This window comes from Calditrichota bacterium (assembly GCA_016867835.1).
Classification (GTDB): domain Bacteria; phylum Electryoneota; class AABM5-125-24; order Hatepunaeales; family Hatepunaeaceae; genus VGIQ01.
The window spans coordinates 1-24,125 of record VGIQ01000006.1 but is presented as its reverse complement, the minus strand read 5'-3'; the positions used below and the strand labels follow the sequence as shown (position 1 = coordinate 24,125).

General features: G+C 58.6%; 17 protein-coding genes. 4 read left to right on the top strand and 13 right to left on the bottom strand.

Going from position 1 to position 24,125, the window contains the following annotated elements; translation table 11 throughout:
- Positions 1 to 12: 12 nt before the first annotated feature.
- Positions 13 to 423: a hypothetical protein gene (locus FJY67_01440; protein ID MBM3328123.1), complete on the bottom strand. Its 411-nt coding sequence runs from the start codon at positions 421 to 423 to the stop codon at positions 13 to 15.
- 58 nt (positions 424 to 481) lie between these two features.
- Positions 482 to 679, bottom strand: coding sequence for a hypothetical protein (locus tag FJY67_01435; GenBank protein ID MBM3328122.1), 198 nt, complete (start codon positions 677 to 679; stop codon positions 482 to 484).
- A 156-nt stretch (positions 680 to 835) separates the two neighbouring features.
- Here FJY67_01435 and FJY67_01430 point away from each other — a divergent pair, with 156 nt between their 5' ends.
- Positions 836 to 1,429: an RNA polymerase sigma factor gene (locus tag FJY67_01430; protein ID MBM3328121.1), complete on the top strand. Its 594-nt coding sequence runs from the start codon at positions 836 to 838 to the stop codon at positions 1,427 to 1,429.
- Positions 1,430 to 1,441: 12 nt separating this feature from the next.
- Positions 1,442 to 2,026, top strand: a complete 585-nt coding sequence (locus tag FJY67_01425) for a hypothetical protein (GenBank protein ID MBM3328120.1) — start codon at positions 1,442 to 1,444, stop codon at positions 2,024 to 2,026.
- Positions 2,027 to 2,121: 95 nt separating this feature from the next.
- Here the strand turns inward: FJY67_01425 and FJY67_01420 are convergent, their stop codons facing one another.
- Both FJY67_01420 and FJY67_01415 read right to left on the bottom strand, forming a co-directional pair.
- Positions 2,122 to 4,080, bottom strand: coding sequence for a T9SS type A sorting domain-containing protein (locus tag FJY67_01420; protein ID MBM3328119.1), 1,959 nt, complete (start codon positions 4,078 to 4,080; stop codon positions 2,122 to 2,124).
- Positions 4,081 to 4,572: 492 nt separating this feature from the next.
- Positions 4,573 to 8,331: a T9SS type A sorting domain-containing protein gene (locus FJY67_01415; protein ID MBM3328118.1), complete on the bottom strand. Its 3,759-nt coding sequence runs from the start codon at positions 8,329 to 8,331 to the stop codon at positions 4,573 to 4,575.
- Between the two features lie 299 nt (positions 8,332 to 8,630).
- Between FJY67_01415 and FJY67_01410 the strand changes: the two genes are divergently transcribed.
- Both FJY67_01410 and clpB read left to right on the top strand, forming a co-directional pair.
- Positions 8,631 to 9,083 (top strand): Hsp20/alpha crystallin family protein, encoded by a 453-nt coding sequence (locus FJY67_01410; GenBank protein MBM3328117.1) that lies wholly within the window; start codon positions 8,631 to 8,633, stop codon positions 9,081 to 9,083.
- Positions 9,084 to 9,281: 198 nt separating this feature from the next.
- Positions 9,282 to 11,864: an ATP-dependent chaperone ClpB gene (clpB, locus tag FJY67_01405; GenBank protein MBM3328116.1), complete on the top strand. Its 2,583-nt coding sequence runs from the start codon at positions 9,282 to 9,284 to the stop codon at positions 11,862 to 11,864.
- Positions 11,865 to 11,938: 74 nt separating this feature from the next.
- Here clpB and ruvC read toward each other — a convergent pair whose 3' ends face one another.
- The 9 genes from ruvC to FJY67_01360 all read right to left on the bottom strand — a co-directional run.
- Entirely contained in the window at positions 11,939 to 12,427 is a 489-nt protein-coding gene (gene ruvC, locus FJY67_01400; GenBank protein ID MBM3328115.1) for a crossover junction endodeoxyribonuclease RuvC, read from the bottom strand.
- Complete coding sequence (locus tag FJY67_01395) at positions 12,424 to 13,167, bottom strand: YebC/PmpR family DNA-binding transcriptional regulator (protein MBM3328114.1); 744 nt, start codon at positions 13,165 to 13,167, stop codon at positions 12,424 to 12,426. The genes ruvC and FJY67_01395 overlap by 4 nt, the downstream gene beginning before the upstream one ends.
- A gap of 43 nt (positions 13,168 to 13,210) precedes the next feature.
- On the bottom strand, positions 13,211 to 13,648 hold the full coding sequence (locus FJY67_01390) for a cobalamin B12-binding domain-containing protein (protein MBM3328113.1): 438 nt from the start codon (positions 13,646 to 13,648) through the stop codon (positions 13,211 to 13,213).
- Between the two features lie 187 nt (positions 13,649 to 13,835).
- On the bottom strand, positions 13,836 to 15,713 hold the full coding sequence (locus FJY67_01385; protein ID MBM3328112.1) for a hypothetical protein: 1,878 nt from the start codon (positions 15,711 to 15,713) through the stop codon (positions 13,836 to 13,838).
- A gap of 18 nt (positions 15,714 to 15,731) precedes the next feature.
- Positions 15,732 to 16,826 carry a PorV/PorQ family protein gene (locus tag FJY67_01380; GenBank protein MBM3328111.1) on the bottom strand — a complete coding sequence of 365 codons (1,095 nt, stop codon included), beginning with the start codon at positions 16,824 to 16,826 and terminating at the stop codon, positions 15,732 to 15,734.
- Between the two features lie 5 nt (positions 16,827 to 16,831).
- Positions 16,832 to 17,725: a hypothetical protein gene (locus FJY67_01375; GenBank protein MBM3328110.1), complete on the bottom strand. Its 894-nt coding sequence runs from the start codon at positions 17,723 to 17,725 to the stop codon at positions 16,832 to 16,834.
- A 12-nt stretch (positions 17,726 to 17,737) separates the two neighbouring features.
- Positions 17,738 to 19,921, bottom strand: a complete 2,184-nt coding sequence (locus FJY67_01370; protein MBM3328109.1) for a hypothetical protein — start codon at positions 19,919 to 19,921, stop codon at positions 17,738 to 17,740.
- An 11-nt stretch (positions 19,922 to 19,932) separates the two neighbouring features.
- Complete coding sequence (locus FJY67_01365; GenBank protein ID MBM3328108.1) at positions 19,933 to 23,052, bottom strand: TonB-dependent receptor; 3,120 nt, start codon at positions 23,050 to 23,052, stop codon at positions 19,933 to 19,935.
- Positions 23,053 to 23,295: 243 nt separating this feature from the next.
- On the bottom strand, positions 23,296 to 24,125 hold an 830-nt coding region (locus FJY67_01360), incomplete at its 5' end, for a T9SS type A sorting domain-containing protein (protein ID MBM3328107.1).

Genomic DNA, 24,125 nt, shown 5'->3' with positions numbered 1-24,125 from the left:
CTCCGCTGTGCATCAATGTGGAGGCAGTATTGGTGGCGGAGGCGGTGGGACCGGAGGCGCCGGCATCGCTTCCCGACGCTGCTGGTTAAGTTTATGGGCGTAGAGGAGGGCGACACCGACCAGGACCATTCCAAGCCCAAATCCCCAATGCTCACCATCACCGAAGGTCGAAGCAATCAGGATCGCCAGGCCGATGGCGATGAATATGGCGGGCCACTTATAGGGATTGCGCGCTTTCGGCCGGGTGGGCGATTCCGGAAGTGGCACTCCGTGCTCGATAGCGTGCATCCGCTCAGCGTGTTCCAGATCCCGCAGTCTGAGCCGCGCCTTGATAACGAAGTAAACGATCAGGACCGCCACCGCGAAGAAGGCAAGCGGGACGATCAGTTCGGTCAGATGTGAGAGGAAGTCGCTGGAGTCCATAGTATTCTCCCGTGGTTGGGGGTAATATCGATATATTGCCTATAGGCAACCGGTTTTGCTAACGCGACGCGGTTCGCGAGCGAGCACGGGCGATATAGACGATACCCGTCAGTTCGATGCGCTGGGCAGCGTTATGAAACCGGCCCTGGAACCGGCTGCCTGTCATCAACGCAGAGTGTTGGCGCTCCCGATTCCGGTTGCAGCAGGGTTCACCTTCAAGTTGATGCAGATTGTAATCGGTCTGGTGCGGAGCCATTGTTTGAGTTCCTTGTAGTGTAATCGATTCGGTTCACTCCTATAGACAACCGGGGGCGGTAAAATGTTACAAGCCTCATTGCGGCTTCACCCTCGGCAACAAAAGCGGCACTTCCATAGTCTATAGGAGTGAAAGTCACCATTAACGGACGAGGGAATGGGCGGATTCGACGAGCGTCGGTTTCTGGAGGAGTATCAACTCCGGCCGGAGCGGGCGTTCGGGATGCTGATGGAAGCCTTCCGCGACCGGATATTCCTCTTGTGCCTGCGCGCTTCCGGCAGCCGTCAACAGGCGGAAGATCTGGCGCAGGAGACTTTTATCCGCGTCTGGAAAGGGCTGCCGCGCTTTCGGGGAGACAGTTCGCTTGCGACCTGGATTTACCATATAGCCTGGAACGTCTGCGCGTCTTATATTGAGGAAAAGAGCCGCAGCGCGACAACCGTGGATATTACCGACGAAGCGTTGACGGCCAGCGAGCCAGAACGCCTGTCGGGCGCCGACCCGGGCTACCGGAGCCTGGAAAACCGGCAGTTTGTGGCAATCTTGATGGCGCAACTGCCAAAACAACAGCAGTTGGCGCTGACGCTATACTATTTGCAGGAGTTATCCTACGATGAGATCAGCCGGATCACCAACTGGCCGATGGGAACAGTGAAGGCAACGCTCTTTCGCGCCAAAGAACGGATGCGCGAAGCCGCATTGAAGGAAATGGGACGGGGCTACCGGCCGGTGCCGGTCCCGGCAACCTGACACGAGCCGATAATGATTATCTTGCCAAACTTCATTCGACGTCTATTTTACCCGGGAACGGGGATGACCGGTGGTGTTTCTGCACCGCCGGCGGAATGCGACTGCCAACGGGCGTGCGAGATCATCGATTCGCTCGAGCCGTGCTGCGACGACGACCGAAAGGCATTCGAGCGGCATCTTGCAACTTGTCCGGAATGCCGCGCTGCGAGCGAGATCGAGCCGCTCCTTCGCGGAAGCATTGCTCCGGCGCGATTGCCGTCACCAGGTTCGTCGTTCGAGGCGGACTTGATTGAGACTCTGGAGATCGATCAGCATCCTCGCGAGGTTCGTCGTGAGCGCTGGATAGGGGTAGGCTGGGTGGCGCTGGCAGGACTTGCAGCCCTCGGAATCGGGCTATTCCGGACGGAATTGGTGGTAACATTCGAGCGGATAATGCTGCAGACCGCCGGTCAGGTTCGCATCGCGCGGCTGCTTGGACCACTGCTGGAACAGATCGGCTCGAGCGTTACGTTTACCATGCCGTCGTTGGCGATCTTCCTGACCGGCTTGATGGCGCTGGCAAGCGCAGCGGCAATCGGGGTGGTTTGGAAGAGGTAGGGGTCCGAACTTCGACTGGTCTTTAGGAGTGTCATAGATAGAGAAGGGGCGTGGAGACCAGTTCCACGCCCCTTTGTGTTTCCAAGCGGAAGACTCTACCGCACCAGCGCCACTTTGATCACGGCTTGCTCGGTTCCAGCCGTAAGCCGCACGAGGTAAATCCCCGACGGCAATCCTTCGGCATTCCAAGCCACCCGATGCGTTCCCGACAAGGCCTTGCCGGAGTAGATTTCGGCTGCCTCTCGACCATCCAATGAATGGGCGGTCATACGAACCGGCAGAGCGGTGCGCAGTTCGAAGGCGATCTCGGCGCGCCCGTTGAAGGGATTGGGATAGGCCGAACCGAGCCGGAATCCACCCGGCTGCCAGGGCGCATCGCCGCGCACCGCGAGAACCTCACCCGTGTGAAAGGCCGGTCCCTCATAGATAGAGTCGGTCAGAATCTCGTCGCGGGAGACCCAATGGTAGATCGCTGAGTTGAGGGTGTTGGCCGCACCGGCTTCGTTCTGAATCGGCGTTCCGGGCTGCCGGTCCACCAGATAGAAGAAGTGCAGGAAGTCGTCCACCTTCCAGTTCATCGTCGGGTATTGCTCGGAGAGTGCCTGCCCGAATTCCGGGTTGTTGGTGCGGGTTTCGACGACCCGCGTCGGGTGAAACCAGGTCTGGCCGTTGTCCTGCGAAACCGTTACCGAGATGTCGCCGTTGCACCGGCCATTATTAGCCACATTGGGATCGAAGTCCTCGCGCGGGAAGTAGTTGAAGACGCAGTATAGGTCGCCCTCCTCGTCATAGCCAAGCGAAGGATGGGTCACGTTTGACTTCCAGGCGCCGGGTGTAGGCCAAGCCAGAAGGCTGTCATTCTCGTCCCGGATTTGCTGCGTGAACCAGCCATCCGCAACCGGCGAAAAGGTGCAGTCCTCCTCTGTCCAGTGAAAGAGAATGGCCGCATCGACAGTGATGCCATCGACGGGCGGGCGATCGACGTCGGGGTCATAGACCGGCTTTTCCCACATTCCGCGCGCTTCAAAGACGACATGAACCATATCGTTGGCATCGAAGATCACGTCATAGTTGACGAAGGGCCGAAGGGTGTCGCCGTAAGCCGCATCGCCCTCAAGTTGCGGATCGGGCGGGATGCAGTTGGTGATGTTTAGCGGCTGGTTGAAGTTCCAGTCGCGCCCATTGTCGGCCGTCGCGAGCCAGAGATCGTTGTTCATCTGCCAGGCGAGGAAGCCTTCCCACTCTGGTGGTGCCGGTATGCCAACGCGGTTCTTCGCATAGACGATTGCGGCGCGCTCGCTGTTCGGTGAGATCGCTATCCGATAACTGTTGAGCGCGGTGATCGAGACTTCCTGGGGAAGATTCGGAAACTGCGGCTCCCCGCCGTTCCAATCGGCGGAGGTGTAGGAGATCATCCCGGCGTCGCGACGATTATAGACGACGTGGATGCGGCCGTCCGAGGAAATCACCCCTTGCGGCCAGATTACGGTCTGCTCGCCATAGCGCGGCAGTGTGAAGGTCTGGAACGCGCCCCAGCCCTGCCCGAAGTCGATACAGATTGCGCTGACGATCTCTTGCTGAATACCTTCGACATGGGTAAAGACGACAGCGACCTCTTCATCGTCGGGAGAGAGCCAGATGCTGCCATAGCCCGACCGGCTTCCGCCCGGGACGACCGAGCCGTCGCGGTCGAGCCATTCTCCTTCGCTGTAGTAGTTGTATTTCTGGTGGCGGGTGTTAAGGTCGGCATCGTAGCCGTCCATAAAGGTAACGTGGATGCCGTCGCGCCGGTCGCGGATGATCAGTTTTCCGCAGACGCCGTTGGTCCAGTAGTCGGCGTAGGTCTCGCCGGCCTGACTTGTCTGCCCGATGACGGGGTCGCGACGGGGCAGCGGACGCCAAGGAACAGCAGGTCCCGGCTCGAACCGCCCCAGATCGGAGGGATCGACGATCCGGTAAGCCGGCGCGTCAGCCGGATAGCGCGGGACGCCAGCCTGAACTGCCAAAGCGCAGAAGGCCAGCAACAGTGCAATCGTGAGTGTAACTTTCGTCATTCTAATCCTCTAATGAGACGATGACGGACACGCTCTCGCAGAGATGTTGAGACCGTTGAGTGCTGCTTACTCTAAGGTCTAACAGTGTGTCTGAGAACGATCAAATGTGGTGTCAGGTGTCTCACCTGACACTATCAAGCACTCTTAATGTGGTGTCAGGTGTCACACCTGACACTATCAAGCACTCTTGGTCGCGGTGTAAGTTGTCTAATCCGACACCAACATACCTTTATTAACAATGACTTCCCGTCGGGTGAGGACACCCGACGGCACCCAAGCGCATTTAGATGTGGTGTCAGGTGTCACACCTGACACTATCAAGCACTCTTGGCCGCGGTGTAAGTTGTCTAATCCGACACCAACATACCTTTATTAACAATGATTTCCCGTCGGGTGAGGACACCCGACGACACCCCAGCAATGACTTCCCGTCGGGTGAGGACACCCGACGGCACCCCAGCGCATTTTCGGACAGGCTGTTCAGCCAATAACCTACTTCACCAGCGTAAGTTTGCGCTGTAGTCTCTCCCCGCCGGACTCAAGACGCAAGAGATAGAGTCCGGTCGCCAGATCGCTGCCGTCGAGGATGAGCGAGTGCCTTCCGGCTGGTTGTCGGCCGTTCGCCAGTTCACGCACCAGTCGGCCTTGAAGGTCGTAAAGCGCCAGGTGAACGTCTCCGAAGGTTGCCAGACCATAGGATATGGTCACCCGGGCATTGAAGGGATTCGGGAAAGGCTCATCCAGGGCAAACTGCAGCGGTTGAATCGCCGGACCCACCGGCACGGCGAGAAATCCGTCGGGCAGATCGGTTGTGATCTTGATGGCTCGGCCGGCACGGAGCGAATCGCTGCCCGGCGCATACCGCGCGGCAAAGGTCAGGCCGATTCCGCGCATGTGGTTGTAATCCTGGAAGCCGACCGTCACATAGGTGCCGTCAAAGCCTTGATCGACGACCGATGCCTGATTGTATTGGAAGAGGATGGCGCCGTCGCCGGTGCGCGTCTGATGACGTGCAGGGTCGTAGAGAATCACTTCAAAGGTTTGCGGGTGCTGGACGTTCTGGCTGGCGCGGGCAATGGCGCGGCTCCACTCGATGATGAAGCGGCCCCCGTTGGCATCGTGCCTCACGAAAACGCGGATCGAGTCGCGACGGCCTCCGCCGCCTGCTATGGTATCCCCGACCAAATCCTCCCAGTAGGGTGCAACCATCGAGCGTGGACCGAGCGGACTCGGAATGGGATGGTTGGTGAAGTCGAACTCGCTGTCCATCTTCTTCACTGCGAAGGATATCCAACCATTTGAGCAGACCCAGACCGAATCGTAATTGCGGCCATAATAGCGGAAGGCAAAGGGCAGCCTCAGTCCGGTCGTCGAGTCGTCGGTCAGTTTATGAAGCGTTGCACCGCTGCCCCCAAATGCCGGGTCGAGTTCGATCCAGTCATAGCGAGGCGCCGGTTCGTAAGCCCGGTCGGTGTCGTCATAGACGTAGTAGCCATAGGCGTCGGGACCCATCGGATCGGTTGGCTCCAGATTGCCGAGCGTGATGTTAAAGAATACCAGACCGCGCAATTGGTCGTCGCTGTCGAAGAGTTCGAGGCGCAACTGAACGACCCGGCCATGCTGGGCGCCTTCACGGGCGGTGATCCGGAACGGCAGCGGCGAAGAGTCGATGATCTCGCCGAAGGCGACATCGCCGAAATTGCCGCGATCATTGACAAAGTCCACCGCGCCATCGTGGGAATGCATACGACCATGCAGCCCGGATATAGCCTGATGCCCTTTATTGGCGATGCTGACGATGAGGTTGCGGGTCGTTCCCGGCAGTAGATATTGCGCGTCCTCAAACCGGTGCCCGGCATACTCCAGTTGCGGTCCGGCGGCAGGAATGCGGATCAGGAGCGGATAATCGTTGCCGGCTCCGTCGGAGACGATGAGCCTGAATATGACCTGGGATCCGGGCCAGACATGCGGAGCAACGGATAGCCGGAACGGCGATCCGCCGCCGGCCGTCGCTCCAGGGGCGATATCCCCAAAAGCAGCGGTTGCGGACATAACCTCAATATCGGTGCCGTCCTGCAGCGTCGCAGTAACTCCCGATGCCGCTTCGGATCCGAAATTGCGCAGCGTCATCATCAGTTCGACCGGCTCCCCCGTGGTGAGCCCATCGCCACCGAGGCGGTTGCGAACGGTTATCGATTCAAGCCCCACCATTCGCGCCGCGTTGACGACCGGAACCGATGCCATATAAGGGGTTGCTTGATGAGCAATGGCTGAAATGTGCAGCGAGTCAGGGCTGGTGAGTTTGAGCGGCGCCAATGCCAGGCCGTTGTCGTCGGTAAGCACCGAGAGGTCGGTTTCGCCGGTCTTGAGCAAGGTCAGCAAGGCTCCCTTCACCGGCGAACCGTCGGCACGACGGACAATGAAGCGACCTTCCGTCTGGCCAACGTTGTAGGACTGGGAATGCACGACTTGCAGCGGTCGCGGCGCGTCGAGATAGTAGGCGACGTCGGGATCCCCGAGAATATTATAGACTGAGTAGTAAAACTCGACGTAATTCTCAGGCCAGCCGCGGTGCCGGTAGTTGGGGTTGTTGCGCCAGATTTCAAACTTGCCCCGCAGGACGAGCGCGCCCATCGTTCGGATGTCGTTGTTGAGCAACCCTGAATAGTATCCGCCCAGAAGCGGATTGTTGAAGCGGGTGTTGGTATGCAGGTCAGACGGACCGAAGAAGGAGAGCGCTGCCGCCGGCCGACGACGTGTCCCCCGGGTTATTGCATACTCGCCGAAGCAGGGGTTGGTCTCGTTACTGCCAAAGTCACCCGTGTTGCAGACGAAGAAGGTGAAGATGGGGAGCAACGGACCGTTGTCGAGTTGGTCGAGATTGACCTTGTAGAACTGAGGATAGTGCGTCCCGCGTGCATCCGCCCAGCCGCGATAGGCGACGATGTTGACTCCGCGGTTGATCGACTCAACGATAGGCCCGGGATTGACGTCATCACCGGCTCTACGGAAGTAGAAGTCCTGAACGTTCCAGCCGCGTTCGCGGAGTCGCGATCCAAGCCATTCACAAGTCTCAACCGGGCTTAAGACCCGCCGTCCGCCGTCGCCGAAGTTGCCCGCAAAGAGCGTCGCCCGCTTGAATGCCGCCTGCGGGAAGGTATGGGCAATCGTCTCATGGGCAACTATGCGCGAAAAATAGATTGTCGCCTCAGATGTCGAGAGCGAATCGACCGATACCCGGCCGACGAAGAGGTCGGGATAGTAGTCGTCGCCCGTCATCAGTGAGTAAGGCAGGTCGGTTACATCGACCTCTTGTTGATTCCTGTCGGGATGGCGGATGCTGTAGGAAGGCATGCTCATCGAAGGCGCATTCACATCGCCGAGCAGGAGAACCACTTCTGGCGGTCGCTCCCAGCGATCGTAGGCATCCTGAATATAGTTGCGTATCTCGTCAGCAGTAATGCCGGGATAATACATCGGATTGACGACGACGTCGAAGCCCTTCTTACGCTTCCATTTGGCGAATTCGATAGTGGCAGCCGAGAGGGAGCGATTGGTGATAATGATGTAACTGCCGCGATGAACCGGATTGCCGCCCGGCATGATACCCGGAAGACTGCCGGGATTGAGCAGTAGAACGCGGAACAGTTCGTCGAAAGTGGGTGACCAGAGGCATGCCGGATCGGGAGTCGCAACCCCCGAAGGACGGGTCGGAACGAACTCAAAGTCCACCGCGATCTCTTCAGCCGCCTGAAGGGTGCGACTGCCGGCATCATAACGCACCGGCCGGATTACCACCGGGGCCACGCGGAGCCAGCGCATCCAGCCGGCTTCGCCGACTTCGACCATCGGCTGCGGTCCAGCATCGCGCAGTTCGCGTTCACCGGCGCGGTCGCGCGCAAGTATCGGCTCAACATCGATCGACCGCTCCCGAACGATGCGCACTTCCGCACGTGTCTCATAGCCGTCCGGCACTGCAATCAGGCGAAATATAACCGGGAGTGCCGGGCCGTCGCTCTCGAAATCGGGCAATGCTCCACCGAGATCGACCCGGAGCCGCGGCTCGCCATCGGGATCGGCAATGGCGATTTCCGGTGCCGCGAAGCGCATTTGGGTGGTCAGGCCGGCAGGTCCTTCACGAACCACCTGAACCGAGATGGCCGCGTCGCCACCGGCCGGGATGGCTTCGACAAAGCCAGTCGGGACCAGTGATCCGAATAGGATGCTGAGCAGGATGATGATGACGGTCATGGCGCCTCCGGAAATGCGGGGTGAGCGAAAGTGCCTCCGGCGAAGAGGTAATCTATAGAGTAATCAATAAAGAGCACGGTGTCAAGTGCAATCGGGCAGCCTGGTCTGCCAAACTCACACCTAAATGTATGCCATAATGACACATATTCTGCCAGCAAGTGCCCTGTCGGCATAGCGACTGGTATCTATATGATTGTATTTACTAATAATGTGGTTTTGGCACGGCGGTTGCGAATAGCAAGAATCGAAAGCAGCAGTCACAGGACTGCCATCAAAAACCAACATCATGGAGGTATGATATGACACTCGTTCGATGCACCCCCCGCCCCTGGAGCCGGGCAGCAGACTTCAGTCCGCTGCAGCGCCAGATGGTTCGACTCTTCGATGACTTCTTCGGCAACGATTCCGGCGAAAGCGACGCGCACTGGTCACCCCGGGTCGATGTCGTCGAGCACGAGGACCGGTTCGAGGTAACCGCCGAACTGCCGGGCCTGACCCGCGACGAAGTGAAGGTCGAACTGCAGAACAACGTCCTGACTCTGTCCGGCGAAAAGCGCTTGGACACGGAGCGCAAAGACCGCGGCCTCTACCTGACCGAGCGCGCCTTCGGCACTTTCCGCCGCAGTTTCCAGTTCCCCGGTCAGATCGATGCCGGCAAGATCGACGCCGAATACCGGAACGGGCTGTTGGTCGTGACCCTGCCGAAGTCTGAGGAGTCTCGGTCGCGGCAAATCGAAGTCAAGGTTCACTAAGCGGGGCTCAAGGCTCAAGGCTCAAGGCTATAGGCTCAAGGCTCAGGCAAAGCGGACGCCGCCAGTAGGGGTATGGAGACTTCCATCCACCAACGGGCGGCGTCGCCGCTCCAGTCCATAAAGTGATACGCACGCCATCCTGCTTGAGATTTGCCTGCGCATCATTGCTACCTATATTTGAATGAGACATTAAGGCTCATGGATCTGACTAAATTCACCGAACGGGCTCGCGAAGCCCTCGTCTCCGCTCAGAACCTCGCTCTCGAGAGCGGTCATCCGCAGGTTGAGGCGGAGCATTTGCTGCTGGCGCTGGTAGCAGACAGTAACACATTTGCGGTGCGGTTGCTCCAGCGGCTCGAGGTGCCGGTAATGGAGTTTAGGGAAGCCCTCGAGGAGGCATCGCGTCGAATTCCCCGGGTAACAGGGCCTGGTGTCGAGGCGGGACGTATCTATCTATCAAAGACGGTACAGGAGGTTCTGACTGCGGCACTCACCGAAGCGAAACGGATGGAAGATGAGTTTGCCGGAGTCGAGCATTTGCTTCTGGCTATGTCCGGAATCGGGGAGCGCGAGCGGGCGGGAAGCCTGCTGAAGCGCTTTGGCATCACCCGTGAGGCGATCTTAAGAGCCCTTTCAACGGTTCGCGGTCGGCAACGGATCACCACAGATCGGCCCGAAGGCACCTATGAGGCGCTTGCCAGGTATGGACGGGATCTGGTCGAACTGGCGCGAGCCGGCAAACTGGATCCGGTCATTGGCCGCGAGGAAGAAATCCGGCGCGTCATCCGCATCCTCTCGCGACGAACTAAAAACAACCCGGTCCTAATAGGCGAGCCGGGAACCGGAAAGACGGCGGTCGTCGAGGGACTGGCGCAGCGCATTGTCCGCGGCGATGTGCCGGAGTCGTTGCGCGACCGGCAGGTTTGGGCGCTCGACCTGGCTTCCCTCATTGCCGGAGCCAAATATCGAGGTGAATTCGAAGAACGACTTAAAGCTGTCCTAAAGGAAATCGAAGCCTCGAGCGGCCGGATCATCCTCTTCATTGACGAACTTCACAACGTCATCGGCGCCGGTCGCACCGAAGGCTCGCTCGACGCCGGCAACATCATGAAGCCGCTCCTGGCGCGTGGTGAACTCCATTGCATCGGCGCTACGACGCTCGACGAGTATCGCGAACACATTGAAAAGGATCCTGCTTTCGAGCGGCGGTTTCAGACTGTCCTGGTCGAGCCACCGTCGGTTGAGGAAGCAATTTCAATCCTTCGCGGGCTACGGGAGCGATTTGAGGTGCATCATGGCGTCAGCATCCGCGATGCAGCGCTTGTGGCCGCAGTGAAATTGTCGGATCGCTATATTCAAGGCCGGTTCCTGCCCGATAAGGCAATCGACCTCGTCGATGAAGCCGCGGCAATGATCCGCACCGAGATCGACTCGCTGCCCCAGAACCTCGACGACATTACCCGTCGCAGCCGGCAACTCGAAGTGGAGCGGACGGCTCTGGCACGTGAGAAGGACGACGCCTCCCGGTCGCGGCTCAAGGAAATTCAGGACGAACTGGCAGGCCTTAAAGTCGTTGAGGAGTCGTTAAAGACGGGATACGACCTTGAGCGCGATATTATCGGCCGTCGCAGGAAATTAAGGGAGGAGATTGAAGCCGCGAAACTGGCTGTCGAACGTGCCGAGCGGGACTATGATCTGGACCGGGCAGCCGAACTTAAGTATGGACACCTTATAGGACTTGAGAAGGCGCTGCGAGAATGTGAAGGTGAACTCGAGGCCTTGCCGGGCGAGCGGCTGCTAAAGGAGGAAGTCACCGAACGGGAGATCGCCCGGATCGTCGCTCTCTGGACCGGAATACCGGCGGCGAGACTGCTGGAAGTCGAACGGGAAAAACTGCTCCGCCTCGCCGACGATTTGCACCGGCGGGTCGTTGGTCAGGATGAGGCGGTCGATACAGTGGCCGATGCCGTCCTCAGAGCGCGATCCGGCATCAAAGATCCGAAACGCCCGATCGGGACGTTTCTCTTTCTCGGGCCCACCGGTGTCGGCAAGACCGAACTGGCGCGTGCCCTTGCCGAAGCGCTCTTCGACAGCGAAGAGCAACTGGTGCGGATCGATATGTCGGAGTATCAGGAGCGGCATACCGTCGCGCGGCTTATTGGCGCGCCTCCCGGATACGTCGGATATGAGGAAGGCGGTCAATTGACCGAGACGATCCGGCGCAAACCCTACGCCGTCGTGCTGCTTGACGAAATCGAAAAGGCGCACCACGACGTCTTTGCGCTGCTGCTTCAACTGCTCGACGACGGCCGGCTCACCGACGGTCACGGGCGGACAGTTGACTTTCGCAATACGGTGGTGATCATGACCTCGAACCTCGGCGGGGCGGATAGCACCCAACCTGATACGAAACAGAGGGTGATGGTATCGGTGCGGATGCACTTTTCGCCGGAGTTTCTCAACCGCATCGACGGGATGTTGTTCTTTGAGCCGCTTACACCGGAACAGTTGGAGAAGATCGTCGAACTACAGGTTGAGGGGCTCTCCAAGCGGCTGGCGGAAATGGGGATCAGCCTGGAGTTGACACCTGCGGCACGGGCATTGGTGGCTCGTGAAGCCTACGATCCGCAATATGGCGCGAGACCGCTCAAACGCTACCTTCAGCGAACTATCGAAACGCCGCTCAGCCGTATGATCATCTCTGGTGAGGTGCGGGAAGGCTCGAAGGTTTTGGTAGAAGTGGGGAAGGATAGGTTGGTCATCACTACAACCTCGTCTTGAGGCGGCGGTAGATGGTGAGGGCTTTGCTTGGAGGCGGGACGAAGCAGCCCTCCAGGTTCTATGACAAGACTGTTCTATGACGGGATGACGATTGAGGAACCTTTCAAAGCCCCGCAAATGGCTACCGCCAGCGCATCCGAGGCGTCTTCTGCCACGTTGGTCATATCGAGCGCAAGCAACTTTCCCACCATATACCGGACCTGCTCCTTAGCCGCACCACCGCGGCCGGCAACAGCCTGCTTGACCGTATTCGCCGGATATTCGACGACCCTGGAGTGCTCCAACGTCGCTGATGCAAGCAGTGCAACGCCGCGGGCATGACCCATACGCAGCGCGGCTCTTGGGTCCCGGGCGACGAAAATCTCCTCGACGGCAATCAACTCCGGGCGATGCCTCTCCAACACGCTGAGAAGTTCAAAGTAGATGCGTCGCAAACGGACGGCCAAGTCTCCGGCACCAGAGTGAATAACCCCCCATTCGAGGGGGGTTATGCGACTGCCTTGCCGGGCGACGACGCCCCAGCCGGTGGCGGTGAGTCCGGGATCTATACCGAAGACGATCAGAGCGCCGCCATAAGTTCATCCGGAATGTCGAAGTTCGACCAGACCTTTTGCACGTCGTCGTGCTCGTCGAGGATCTCCATCAACTTGATTACTGACCGTGCCTGCTCGCTCGAGACCGGGACGTAATTCTGCGGAATTTGCGCCAGTTCGGCGGACTCCGGGGTCAATCCGGAAGCCTCCAGTGCAGCACGAACAGTTTCGAGTCTATCGGGTGGGGTCGTCACCTGAAACTCGTCCCCAACCTGTTCGATGTCCTCCGCGCCGGCGTCGAGGGCTGAGAGCATCAGGCTCTCTTCATCGGTCTGCGATGACGGGATAGTGATGAGCCCGCGCCGCTGAAACATCCAGCCGACCGAGCCCGATTCACCCATATTACCGCCATGCTTGCTGATAAGGTGCCGGATTTCGCTCACGGTCCGGTTGCGATTGTCGGTCATCACTTCGATCAGGAGCGCAGTTCCGCCCGGCCCGTAGGCTTCGTAGGTTACTTCTTCATAACTGACGCCCGGCAGTTCACCGGTGCCCTTCTTGATGGCACGATCGATATTGATCGACGGCATATTGGCGGCTTTGGCAGCGGCAACGGCGGTCCGCAGACGTGGATTGGCCCCCGGCTCGCCGCCGCCGAGCCGGGCAGCAATAGTCAGTTCCTTGATGATCTTGGAGAAGACGCGACCGCGCGCGCTGTCGTTCTTCTCTTTGTCCCGTCTGATGGTGGCCCATTTGGAGTGGCCGGACATACGAATTCCCTGAATCTATAAACTTGCGACCTTACCCAATTCGCTATGCCGGAGCAAGAACCGACTGGTGCGATGTGGTAAACCAGTTGCGAATGAAGGCAATCGGCTCACTGACCGGAGTGCCGGGCCCAAAGAGGCGATCGATGCCGTGCTTTTCCAGTTCGTCGATCTCTTCGGGAGGAATAATACCGCCGCCGATTAGAAGCACGTCGTCCAGTCCGGCTTCATTCATCAACCGGCGCACCTTGGGAAAAATCGTCATATGCGCGCCGGAAAGGATGGAGAGAGCGATTACATCGGCATCCTCCTGCAAAGCGGCTTCGACGATCATCTCGGGCGTCTGGCGCAGTCCGAGGTAGATCACTTCCATTCCGGCGTCACGAAAGGCTGCAGCGAGCACTTTGGCGCCGCGATCGTGGCCGTCAAGACCGGGTTTGGCGATGATAACGCGAATCTTGCGTCCGGGCTCCGGGGTGGTCATTCCGCTCAATGAATATGGCGATTCGGGTTAAAGCATAAATATAGGCACCGGGCGGCTTCAAAGTCAAGCCGATATAGTCCAAAGCGACGGCGTTGGCATTGCCGGGTCTTGGAACGGGCGTTGAACTCTATAAAGAGCGCAGCCCGCTTCAGTCAAGAAACGGGCTGCCTGTAAAGCACCGTAAATATCAACCGGCATCAAGTGCCGTTATGACCCGTCGCAAGAACGGGCCGGCTTCGGCATCGCGCATAAAGTAGAGCGGGAAGCCAAAGGTCGCGGTGCGCCAGACGTTGACCGGCGAGTTATTGAGAATAACTGCAGCCTTACCGGCCGGTGTTGTTCCGGCGGACCAGACCGCGAGGGTATCGGTGCGGTGCGCAGCCTCCAATGCCCAGCAGAAATCAACACCGGTCCAGCGTGCCGGAATCTTGTCCCGATCAAGTGTGATTGTGGGATAGTCTCCAAAACCGGTTGCTTCGACGAATATCCGGTCATTGGCGCGCCTGGCATACCTGATGCGAAGATAACGCGAGGCAAAGCCCGCGGGGAAGGCAGCGGAATCGACATCGGTGAAGTTACCTACGACGTCCCAGCCGGTCAGAATCAGCCGGCCGCCGCGGTCCAAATACTCACCCAGCACCCGGCGGTTCTCAGCATTGTCCTTTAGATCTTTGACGGTCTTATCTTCGGCATGCCAGATGACGATCCGTTTATCGAACAGGTCCTTGGGCGAAATGTATTTAGTCTCTCCGACGCGATGGGTTACGTAGTCGAACTCGGTTACCGCCCAGCCGTCATCGGAAGTCCAAATCGTGTCCGCGCGCGACGAGTCACCGCCCAGGATATTGCGATAGAAGCGATCGACCTGCCGGTCGTCTGGACTGCCAAGACTTCCATTGCCGTCTCGAGTCTCGTCCACGATGGCCATCTTGCGGCCGCTGAAATCGGCCTGGACAATGGTCAGCGAATAGGTGGAAGGCGAGCTTTCGGCGCCGGTGTAGTCACGACAAATGGCTTCGAAGCGGTAGTTGCCGGGGGCTAAATCCTCAATGTCAACCGATCCTCCACCCCAGGATGACCATGGGACATCGCTCTGACCCTCCCGCAGGAAACGGTAGCGATAGCCCTGAATGGAACCGTAGTAGGTCACAGCCGATCCATTTATCTCGAAGTGCGTCGTGGTGTTGGGTGAGTGGAAGATCGAACCGTCCGGATAGTAGCGGGCGCTGCCATAGGTCGAATTGATGCGTGAAATCGCCGGTCGAAAGGTGTCGCTGACGGTAAAGGTGCGTAGCACCGGTTCGCTCACTGCATTGCCCCAGTCGCGGGCGCGAACCTCGATGGTGTTGCTGCCGAGACCCAGCAGAAGGTGATCGACAACGACGGTTTCGCCGGCGTCTATGGAACCGACGATGACCGCGTCGCCGACCTTGCAGAACTGGAACTTGGACTGCTCGATCCAGTTCGTGACCGGCTGTCCGTTCACCCAGAGACGATACCAGAGGCCGGAATAATTAGTGTCCGAGGCATCGACGCTGAAGGCAATACCCCGCCCCGTCGTCGCTCCCGATGCAAATGGTGCAGCCAGCGAGTTAATGCGGGGGATGCCGTTTACAGCCCGGAACTGTCGCTCAGCGGGATTGCTGCGCAAGCCTTCGTTGTCCACCGACCAGACCTTTATGGTATGCGATGCAGGTAATGTTCGGACGTGTGTGGTGTCGGTCGTATCCGGATCGCTGGAGATGAAGGCGATAGCGCTGTCCCCACGGGTTGTGAAGGCAGTCGGACCGTCGTCAACTTGAAGGTAGTAGCCGGTTACATATCCGTCTTCATCGGAACCGAACCACTGAACCCGGAACATCGGCGTTGGCGAGAGATAGTGGTCGTGGATCGCATTGGTGTCGGGGGCAACGGTAATGCGAACGGTGGGCGCCTTGTTCGACTTGGGGTCCCCCGGTGTCTTTGGTTCGCACGCCGTTAGGGATAGGATCAGCGTGGACACCAGTGGCAGAACCAGAAATCTGACAATCTGGAGCGGCCGCAGTTTCTGTGGAATTTGCTTCATAATCGATTCTCAGCCGCTTTAGAAATTGATGCCGAGTGAGAAGCGGTGCGGAGTCTCCGCGAATCCGCTTGCGGCTTCACCCAGCCGACCTGACTCGAGGTAGGCATAGTCGAGGTTGACGGTGGACCCGCCCGGAATCGGAACGCAGAGGCCGAAACCGGCAGTCCAATGCTCCTCATCGTAGCCATAACTGTTGGCGAGTCTGAACTTATAACCGGCGCGCAGGGCGATCATACGAAGATACCAGGCCTCGACGCCGATGTTGAGTCGCTCGCGGTTGTCGTTGGGATGACTCATCTCGACCGCTACGCTCGCGTCGAATTGCTCCGGTCGATCCACTTCGGTCATTTCGAAAAAGTTGAAAGCCAGGCCGATGCGGTAAATGGTCGGCGGAGGGGCTGCGCTGAAATTGTTGGAGGCGGGTGTGCTTCGCGCTCTTCGCCCCTGGTCGAGGTAATCGTAATAACTCCCCGAGTACTTCACATCGGGGCCAAAGTTCTGTATCGCCATCCCGAGTTTCAGCGTCCGAAGAGAAGTCTCGTAGAGGGTCCCGAAGTCTCCCAATAGACCGGTGTAGTTTTCACCCTTGATACCCGATACGACCATCCGCAAGTTGGCGCCGTAGATGAACCGATCGGTCAATCTTCCGGCGTAGGACGCCCCGCCGATGACATCGTAGGCGATGAAGTTCTCGCCGGTCCCATCGGGCTGGAATATAGTCCGGACAGGCATATCGCCGGTATTCATCGCAATGAGATGAACACCGACCACTCCGATCCGCCCCAGATTGCGAGCGACTGCTGCGGTGTTGAACTGGATATCGGCAGGCATATTGATCTGGGTGAATGCCGCCGAAGTCCCCTTTAAATGGTAAAGCCCGGCTGGATTCCAGAAGATCGACTGGATGTCATCGGCCATGGCGCAGTATGCGTCGCCCATACCGGCGGCACGAACGCTGGTGGTAACCTTAAGCGTCGTAAGACTGGTAGTCCCAACCTTTTGAACTTCCCGGCCGAGCGATGCGGTGGCAACTGTTAGAGCGAGGAAGGCCGCAACAACTCCCCTGATCCGGTCGAAAGCGCCGGCTGAAAAGGTGAATGAGGTTCGTTTCATTGCCCTTACCCGGGAATGGTCTGGTAAACGAGATAGAGCGTCACCGTGAGCCTGGTGTCGGTGGCGGGCTGCCCAAACCGGATATGCAGACGGTGATCGGTGCCGGGGGTGAGACGCCCCAACCAGTCGGTGATGGGGAAGAGTTCCGGAAGGCCGTCCGGGTTCGTCGGTCGGGACGGCTTACCGGAGGGAATAAAGGTCTGGTCGGCAACCCAGAAGCGACTCAAACTCAAGCGCATCGTTTTGCCGATCACACCGTAAGCGTTGGGCTCGGCGTTGTAATAGCCCTGTCCCCAAACGGCGGTCTCGCCGGCATTCAACTGCGCCGGGACCGAGGCGTCGGTCAGAATAATGGCACGCGGCATAAGGTCCGTCGCGTCATTGTCGAGCCGGACCTTGACGCTGTAGCGGTCGTCCAGACGGGTGTCGAGTGAGTCGATCACCGGCTGCAGACCAGCCTTAAGTCCTTCGTTGACACCGCGCAAAGCCCTCAGACTATCCAGGGCGAGCGAGTCTTCGCGGGTCTTCAGCGAATCGGGCTTCAGTTCGATGTCGAGGATCGCGCCGCTAAGCCTTAGAATGATCTGGTTGAGCGAGTCTGAGTCGGCATTCAGATCGTTGTAGAGGATCAGTCCGGCATCGGCTTTGAGCAGCCCGGTGATATAGAGCCGGGCATCGACAACCTGTCCGCGAGGCCGAAACGACGGCGACAGCAGCGCTCCGTTGGCAACTACGCTGTCCAGCAGGACGATTGTCTCGGAGTAAGAGGGGGTTCCCGGTACCAGCGGCACCTTCCGGTCGTCCGAGCAGCCTGCGAAATAGAGTGCAATGGCCGCCAGTGATAGCAAGGCGAGGATCTTCCGATGCCCCGCCGAGATGTTTGGCATGGGGATGGTCACGGTCGATTCTCCTTACTTCAAAACTACGAACTTGTCGATCTTCGTCTGCCCGGAGCCTTCGATCCAGCGGCGACCTCCGCTGTAGTAGAAGCGGCCGGACTCGACGACATAGAGATAGACGCCGCTCACGATCTCCTGCTGGTACTTGTTGCGCATATCCCATACCAGTTGGTCCGATCCGCCCGGTGGATGTTCCAGGGTGATGATGTGATCACCGGCGAGGGAATAGACGTCGATGCGGGCACCGGTGGGGGGGAGGTTCATGAAGTAGAGTTTGCGCGGATAGCGCTTGACGCCGGAGGCATCGAGCGCGCCGCTCGACTCAAGTTGATGCCCGCCTTGATAGGGATTGGGGACGACGATGACCCGTTCGAGGTCTTCGCCGTAGGGCCAGGTTGAGAGGGTGTTAGTTGCCGCGGCTTCAAGGTAGGATCGACCGACCGGGGTGATCAGAACCCCTGCACCCGATACGCCCTTGTCGAAAGCGCGGACGATGTAAAAATAGTTCCAGCCGCGCAAGACGTCGCGGTCCTCGAGCCAGTAGTTGCCGCGCAGGACGACATGGGCGCTGTCGGTGCCGGCAAAGACGGTGTCGAGGGTGCCGGTCCATCCGAGTCCGGCGTCTCCGAAACGGATGGAGTCGTAAGGCATCCCGAGGTTGAGATTTTCGCGGCGGAACTCCGGATCGAATTCGTCGTTAGGGTTGATCTTATCAAACTGCGTCAGGGTGAACCAGTTGACCGCATCGCTCGAGCGCTGGATCACGTAACCTTCGAAGTCGAAATCCTTCGAAATGGGATCCTGAGAAGTCTCGGCGTTGCTCTCCCAAGTGATGCGAATGCGATCGGTTGAAGGCTGGAGGCTGAAACGCGGCTGATCGGGGGCTTGCGGGCCTTGAAAGTCGTTGTCATAAATGGCCTGGGCCCATTGGGCGTTGCGGCGCAGGTCTTCCAGCCGGGTTCCGGCAATGAAAGCCACCGTAACCGGCAGGGACTCGCCGGGCCGCAAGACCCAGGAGCCTTCCTTGGGACCGAAGCCCAACAGGTAGCGCCAGTCGCTAAGGAATGACGCCGGCGGCATGATGACGCCGTTGGGACCGGGATTCAGGAGGTTGTATTTGTCGATGTTGGTCTCGGGGTCGCCGCCGCCAAGCCGCTCAAAATTGCTGAACGATATCTTCAGCGAGTCGAGCGGTTTGGGCGTCCGGACGATCTTCATTGCAAAGAGGCCCGGACCGAAACCGTCGGCATCGGTGGTGTCGTCGCCCTGGACCATCATCAGGTTGGGAGCGTCATAGAAGTTCCAGTCGTCGGCAGAGGCGGCGTCGCCGGACTCGCCCTTGGCGACAATGTCCGCGTCGGCGAAGAGCCCGACATAGACCTCGGTCAGTGGCAGTTCGCCGATATTCCGGACAACCAGATCGACGAGGATGAACTCTGAGGCATAGGCTTCGCCCCACGCATAAGTGCGCTGGGTGACGAGGATGTTGAGCGGCGTATGACCGTCGGGGTCGGAACTTTGCACCTGTCCGACGTAGCGGTCATCATAGACGGTGAAGTATTCCTGGGTGCCACGCGCATCTCCGTCCTCATCGAGTTTTTCATCGCCGTCATCGTTGTAAGCCCCATGAACGAAGGCTTCGTCCATCAGGTCGTTCGTCCTGTCGCCGGCGGGGTCTTCATCGATTCGGCCGTCGTTGTCATCATCGACGCCTTTAGCACCTCGCACGGTGGCGCGGCCATTGACGAGTTCGCTAATGGCAGATAGCGGATAGAAACTGTTGAGATAAGGCGCGACCGACGAGAGGAAGGGTGCGAATTCATTCGTCCCGTTATCGCCGTCGGTGCCGGTGGAGACAAATTTCTGGCCGTTTACGATAGCGCCGACCCAGATACCGGAACTGAAAAGGAAGTCGTTGCCACTGCCGAGGGGGAATTCGAAGCCGTAGTAGCCCGGCACCCCGTCCGGGTTGCCCTGTTCGCCCCAGTTGGAGAGCGACATCCGGACATTGCCTACGTCGTGCACCATGAGCGACCGCTTGCCGACATCGACTTGGGCACCCTCTTTGAAGCGAACCGGGCCGCGGTCCGATGTGCGGCGCGCCTGTAATTGCGGCGCGGTCATGGCGACTGCCAGTAAGGCTGCACCGAGCAGGGCGCAGCCGCGCCCGCTACGAAATGTGATGTTCCTGTTCATCCCAAATCCAGTTAGAAATCGACGCCCAGACCGAGGCGGATGAACCTCGGATTGTCGAACGCGTCCTGATTAGGCCCGGCATAGGGATTCAGGACGAAATTAGGGGAGACGGTGTCATTGACCCAGCCGGGCTGACCGGTGTAATCGTCGAAAGCATTCGGCGATCCAGCCCGGCCATAATTGTCATCGACCGGTAGGATGTTGCGTCGGTCAAGGACGTTGAAGACCTGAAGCCATAACGCACCGCGATAGGATCCTACGATCGGGATCCGCTTAATGATGTTGAAATCGACGCTGTTGGTCCAGGGCGTCCGCTCGGACATATATTTGCCTTCGATGCGGGTGCCGGAGGCGTCGGTCGGCGTGTAGGGCAGGCCGCTGCGGATGTTCCATAGGACATTGAAGTCCCAGCCACCGGGCACGAACGGACTGCCAAACGGGCGATCCTCCGGGCCATAGGAGAGGCCGTAGTTAACCACAATCCCATGGCGCTGGTCCCAACCGGCGGGAAGAGCCTGAGGCGGCTCGACGTAGTTCTCGCGGATAGCCTGGGTGCCGATGTTATAGGAGTTTTTGGCATTCACCCAGGAGAGCGTATAAGTCAGCCGCCCCGAGACGTTCGAGCCATATTCCTTGGAGAAGTTGAACTCCAGACCACGAACAAAGGCGTAGTCCTGATTGTCGTAAATGGCGAAGTTCTGGCCGATGAGCGGCTGACCGAACTTTTCCGGATACCAATACTTACCCTCGCGGGCGTTGATCCAGTTCTTCACATCCTTGAGGAATCCGGTAATGTCGATCAAGTAGTCGGCATAAGGGTTGTAGGTGATGCCAACCTCGAATGCGACGGTCTTTTCCGGATTAAGGTCGGGATTGCCGATGAGTGGAGTCCCGCCGGTTTGCTCCTGATTGACGCCGAGGTAAAGGTTGTCCCAGACCGGACGCTGATAAAAGTGTCCGTAATGGGCGTGTAGATAGGACTTTTCGGAGATGGCAAACGACGCCCCCAGACGCGGCGACAGGTTGGCTTTGATCCACTTGGGGACGGAGAACGGAACGTAGTTGGGGTTCCACCGGGCGTTCGTGGTGTCGAAGGCCATTACATGGCGCACCTCCTTGCCCGGCATGTAGAAGTCGAGCCGGAGACCCAAGGTGAGCGTAATGTCTTTGAACTCCATCTTGTCCTGGGCATACGCTGCGCCATCCCGGGGATGGACAGTGTAGATGTCGGTGTAGATACCCCGCCCCCGGTTGTCTATAGTCGGATAGGGCAGGCTGTTCTTGTTAAGTTCGTATTCGTTATAGTCGAATCCGGCGCGCAACTGATGGTTGCGGTGCATCTGGTTGGTGATCTGGAACTTCAGACCATTGACATAGGACCTTTCGCTTAGCCAGTAAGGCACCGGCTGTCCGACATCGTCTTCGGTGCCATCGCCGGAGAGGAGGAACCCCCGGTATGCGAAGTAGTTGTTGGCCTGGTTGCCGCGATCCCACATCCCGTTGCCGTTGCGGTCGATAAACGGCTCGCCGATGTCGTAGCGGCCATTATACTTGCCCTCCGCGTCGGGTTGGTCGATGTGGGTCTCGGCGAATTCGCCATACGCTGCAGGGCTCTTGTTACCGGCGGCCAGAACTCTTGCAGCCTGATACCGCGATAACTTGATCGAGTAGAACGTTCGCTGCGATAGGGTATGGCTCCAGGTCAGAAGTATTTGACGGTCGTCGATGGATCGGGTCGGGAGGTGGTCGGGAGCGTTGTATTCGAACAGTTGGAGATCCTCGTCGATGCGGCCGTCGAGGTCATCGTCGCGACCATTCAGAATCTCCTCATCGATACGGCCGTCGCGGTCGTCATCTGCCCCGAAAACATAGGTATAGGTCGAGTCGTTGGCGGTCCAGGCTTGAAGCGCGGTGTTGATATCGTTCTGGGAGTAGTCATAGGGAAATTTCCGGCTCTGGCGCATCAAATAAATGTTATACCAGTTGTTAGTGGTGCGATAGGCGCCTTTCAACTTCATCGCCGGGTTGATATGATAGGTCAGTGCCAGACCACCGTTGACAAAGGTCTGCTCGCGATTTTGATCGAGACCCAGTCCTCCGGACATATCATGCCGATACCACTCTGACGAGTGAATCCAGAGGCCGTTGGAGGTCGCGTTGCGCCCAATCATGTCGAAGGAGGTGAAGAAGGTGAGGTAGCCGGGAATCTTCAAATCCAGCGCCGGGAAAAGCCGCGAGGTGATCGGCTCGGGACCGCCGAGTGACAATTCGAAGTAGTCGTAATTCAAATAGGAGGCATGTTCCTGGGTCGTCAGATTTAACGTCCGGCCATCCGGAGTGGTGAATCTAGTGGTCTGGAACTTGGTCTCCTGCCGCTCAGATAGGTCGTCGAAGACGTAGCGCGCCTGGCCGTGGTATTCCTTCGAGCCTTCCCGGGTTACGACGTTAACTACTGCGGACTGCGCATTGCCAAATTCGGCATCGAAACCGCCGGTGAGCGCCATCATCTCGGCTACTGCCGGGTTGCCGATGTTCAACATCCGCAAATTGCGCAGCGGGTCTTTGACTTCCATCCCATCGATAAGGTAGGCGACTTCACCTCGCCGGCCACCGCGAATATGGATGTTTTGGTCGGATCCGACGGCACCGCCGACCTGAGCCAGCGCGCCGACGTAGTTGGCAACCGGCATATGGTAGATTTCGTCGCCGGTGGCAATCCGGGTCGAGGATGTTACATCCGGGCGGATAACCTTGCGGGGAGCCTTGACTATCACCTCTTGCCCTTCGATGACGGTCGGCTCGAGTTGAAAGTCGAGCGTCGTCGTCAGGTCGGCGAAGACCATCACGTCCTGTTGCGTTACAGCAACATAGCCGACGGAACTGGCCGTTATGGAGTAACGTCCCGGCGGGAGGTTGATGATGAAGAATTGGCCTTCGAGGTCAGATGAAGCGCCAAAGTCGGTGTTGACGACGACGACGTTGGCATTTGCCACCGGTTCACCGGTCCGGGCATCGAGGATGGTGCCCGTGACCTTGCCGGTGATGCCGGCCTGAAGCCCGGCAGCGGAGAGCAGGATACTGAGGAGCGCTATCTGCGGGATCGCCCAGCTCAAGCGACGCAATCGGTTCATGGAATACCTCACTTGCCGGCTTATTCAGCCGGCTAATGGCAGCCGCAATGATCGTCCGACAAGACTATCATGTGGATGAAAGTCCCAACGAATCGCTTGCAGTCAGTGCTGTGCGATGTCTGTAAGATTAAGGAAGGTCTGCGCAGGACTGCGAACGATCCGGATGCAGGGCGGGAGGGATTTGTTATCTCCCCCCCACCCTGCCGAAAACAGGTCGGCTCGATACGAGCCGAACGACCTTCCTTAACGAAGAATAGTCAGTTTACCGGAAAGTGTGACGCCGGCTGAGGTCTTCATCGTGTAGATGTAGAGCCCCGTCGGGACGCCTGTTGCTTTCCAGGAAACCGAGTGATGACCTGCAACCTGACGGCCGTCGTAGAGTGTCTCCACCAATCGCCCGTTGGTGTCCCATATCTGCAGCGTGACCTTCTGGGAACGATTCAGCGTGTAGGGAATCACCGTCTCGCTGTTGAACGGGTTCGGGTAGTTTACGCCGAGCGTGGTCTCGCTCGGAATGAAGACCGGGTTGGTGACGCCCTGCCACTCCCGCCCGACAATGATCAGGCCCTCCAATCCAAATCCGAGATTGCCGACGCCATCCCGAGCAAAGACGAAGAACCAGACCGAGTCGCCGTCGGCGAGAGCCATTCCGTTCATCGAATCGGACGGCATCGTGTAGTAGTAGGTCCCGTTGTCGTCGTCATCGACCATTCCGGAGTCGGCCTCGGCAAAGTCCCACTCTTCAGCGCCGACCTTGAGCCAGTTGACATCGGTATAGTCAATGCCGCTCTCGTCGTTCAATTCGGCGGTAACGATCCAGGGCTCGCCGCGGCGGACGCTGGAAAGCGTCATATCCGAAATCGACGGAGCATCAAAGTCGGTGGCGCCGTACTGTCCGCAGAAGGCGACAAAGACATTGTCACTCTGTCCGGCCAGAATGATGTTCTGGGCAATGTAACCGCCGCGCAGACCGTCGTCGAAGGACCAGAGTTCCTGCGGGCCTTGCCAGTTTGCTCCACCGTCGTCCGAGACATTGATCTGGTACCCTTCGGGGGTGAACTGACCCCAGACGT

Bases quoted from the DNA above. Each gene is read 5' to 3' on its own strand.
- FJY67_01440 (MBM3328123.1), bottom strand. From the start codon at position 423: ATGGACTCCAGCGACTTCCTCTCACATCTGACCGAACTGATCGTCCCG.
- FJY67_01435 (MBM3328122.1), bottom strand. From the start codon at position 679: ATGGCTCCGCACCAGACCGATTACAATCTGCATCAACTTGAAGGTGAA.
- FJY67_01430 (MBM3328121.1), top strand. From the start codon at position 836: ATGGGCGGATTCGACGAGCGTCGGTTTCTGGAGGAGTATCAACTCCGG.
- FJY67_01425 (MBM3328120.1), top strand. From the start codon at position 1,442: ATGATTATCTTGCCAAACTTCATTCGACGTCTATTTTACCCGGGAACG.
- FJY67_01420 (MBM3328119.1), bottom strand. From the start codon at position 4,080: ATGACGAAAGTTACACTCACGATTGCACTGTTGCTGGCCTTCTGCGCT.
- FJY67_01415 (MBM3328118.1), bottom strand. From the start codon at position 8,331: ATGACCGTCATCATCATCCTGCTCAGCATCCTATTCGGATCACTGGTC.
- FJY67_01410 (MBM3328117.1), top strand. From the start codon at position 8,631: ATGACACTCGTTCGATGCACCCCCCGCCCCTGGAGCCGGGCAGCAGAC.
- clpB (MBM3328116.1), top strand. From the start codon at position 9,282: ATGGATCTGACTAAATTCACCGAACGGGCTCGCGAAGCCCTCGTCTCC.
- FJY67_01395 (MBM3328114.1), bottom strand. From the start codon at position 13,167: ATGTCCGGCCACTCCAAATGGGCCACCATCAGACGGGACAAAGAGAAG.
- FJY67_01390 (MBM3328113.1), bottom strand. From the start codon at position 13,648: ATGACCACCCCGGAGCCCGGACGCAAGATTCGCGTTATCATCGCCAAA.
- FJY67_01385 (MBM3328112.1), bottom strand. From the start codon at position 15,713: ATGAAGCAAATTCCACAGAAACTGCGGCCGCTCCAGATTGTCAGATTT.
- FJY67_01380 (MBM3328111.1), bottom strand. From the start codon at position 16,826: ATGAAACGAACCTCATTCACCTTTTCAGCCGGCGCTTTCGACCGGATC.
- FJY67_01370 (MBM3328109.1), bottom strand. From the start codon at position 19,921: ATGAACAGGAACATCACATTTCGTAGCGGGCGCGGCTGCGCCCTGCTC.
- FJY67_01365 (MBM3328108.1), bottom strand. From the start codon at position 23,052: ATGAACCGATTGCGTCGCTTGAGCTGGGCGATCCCGCAGATAGCGCTC.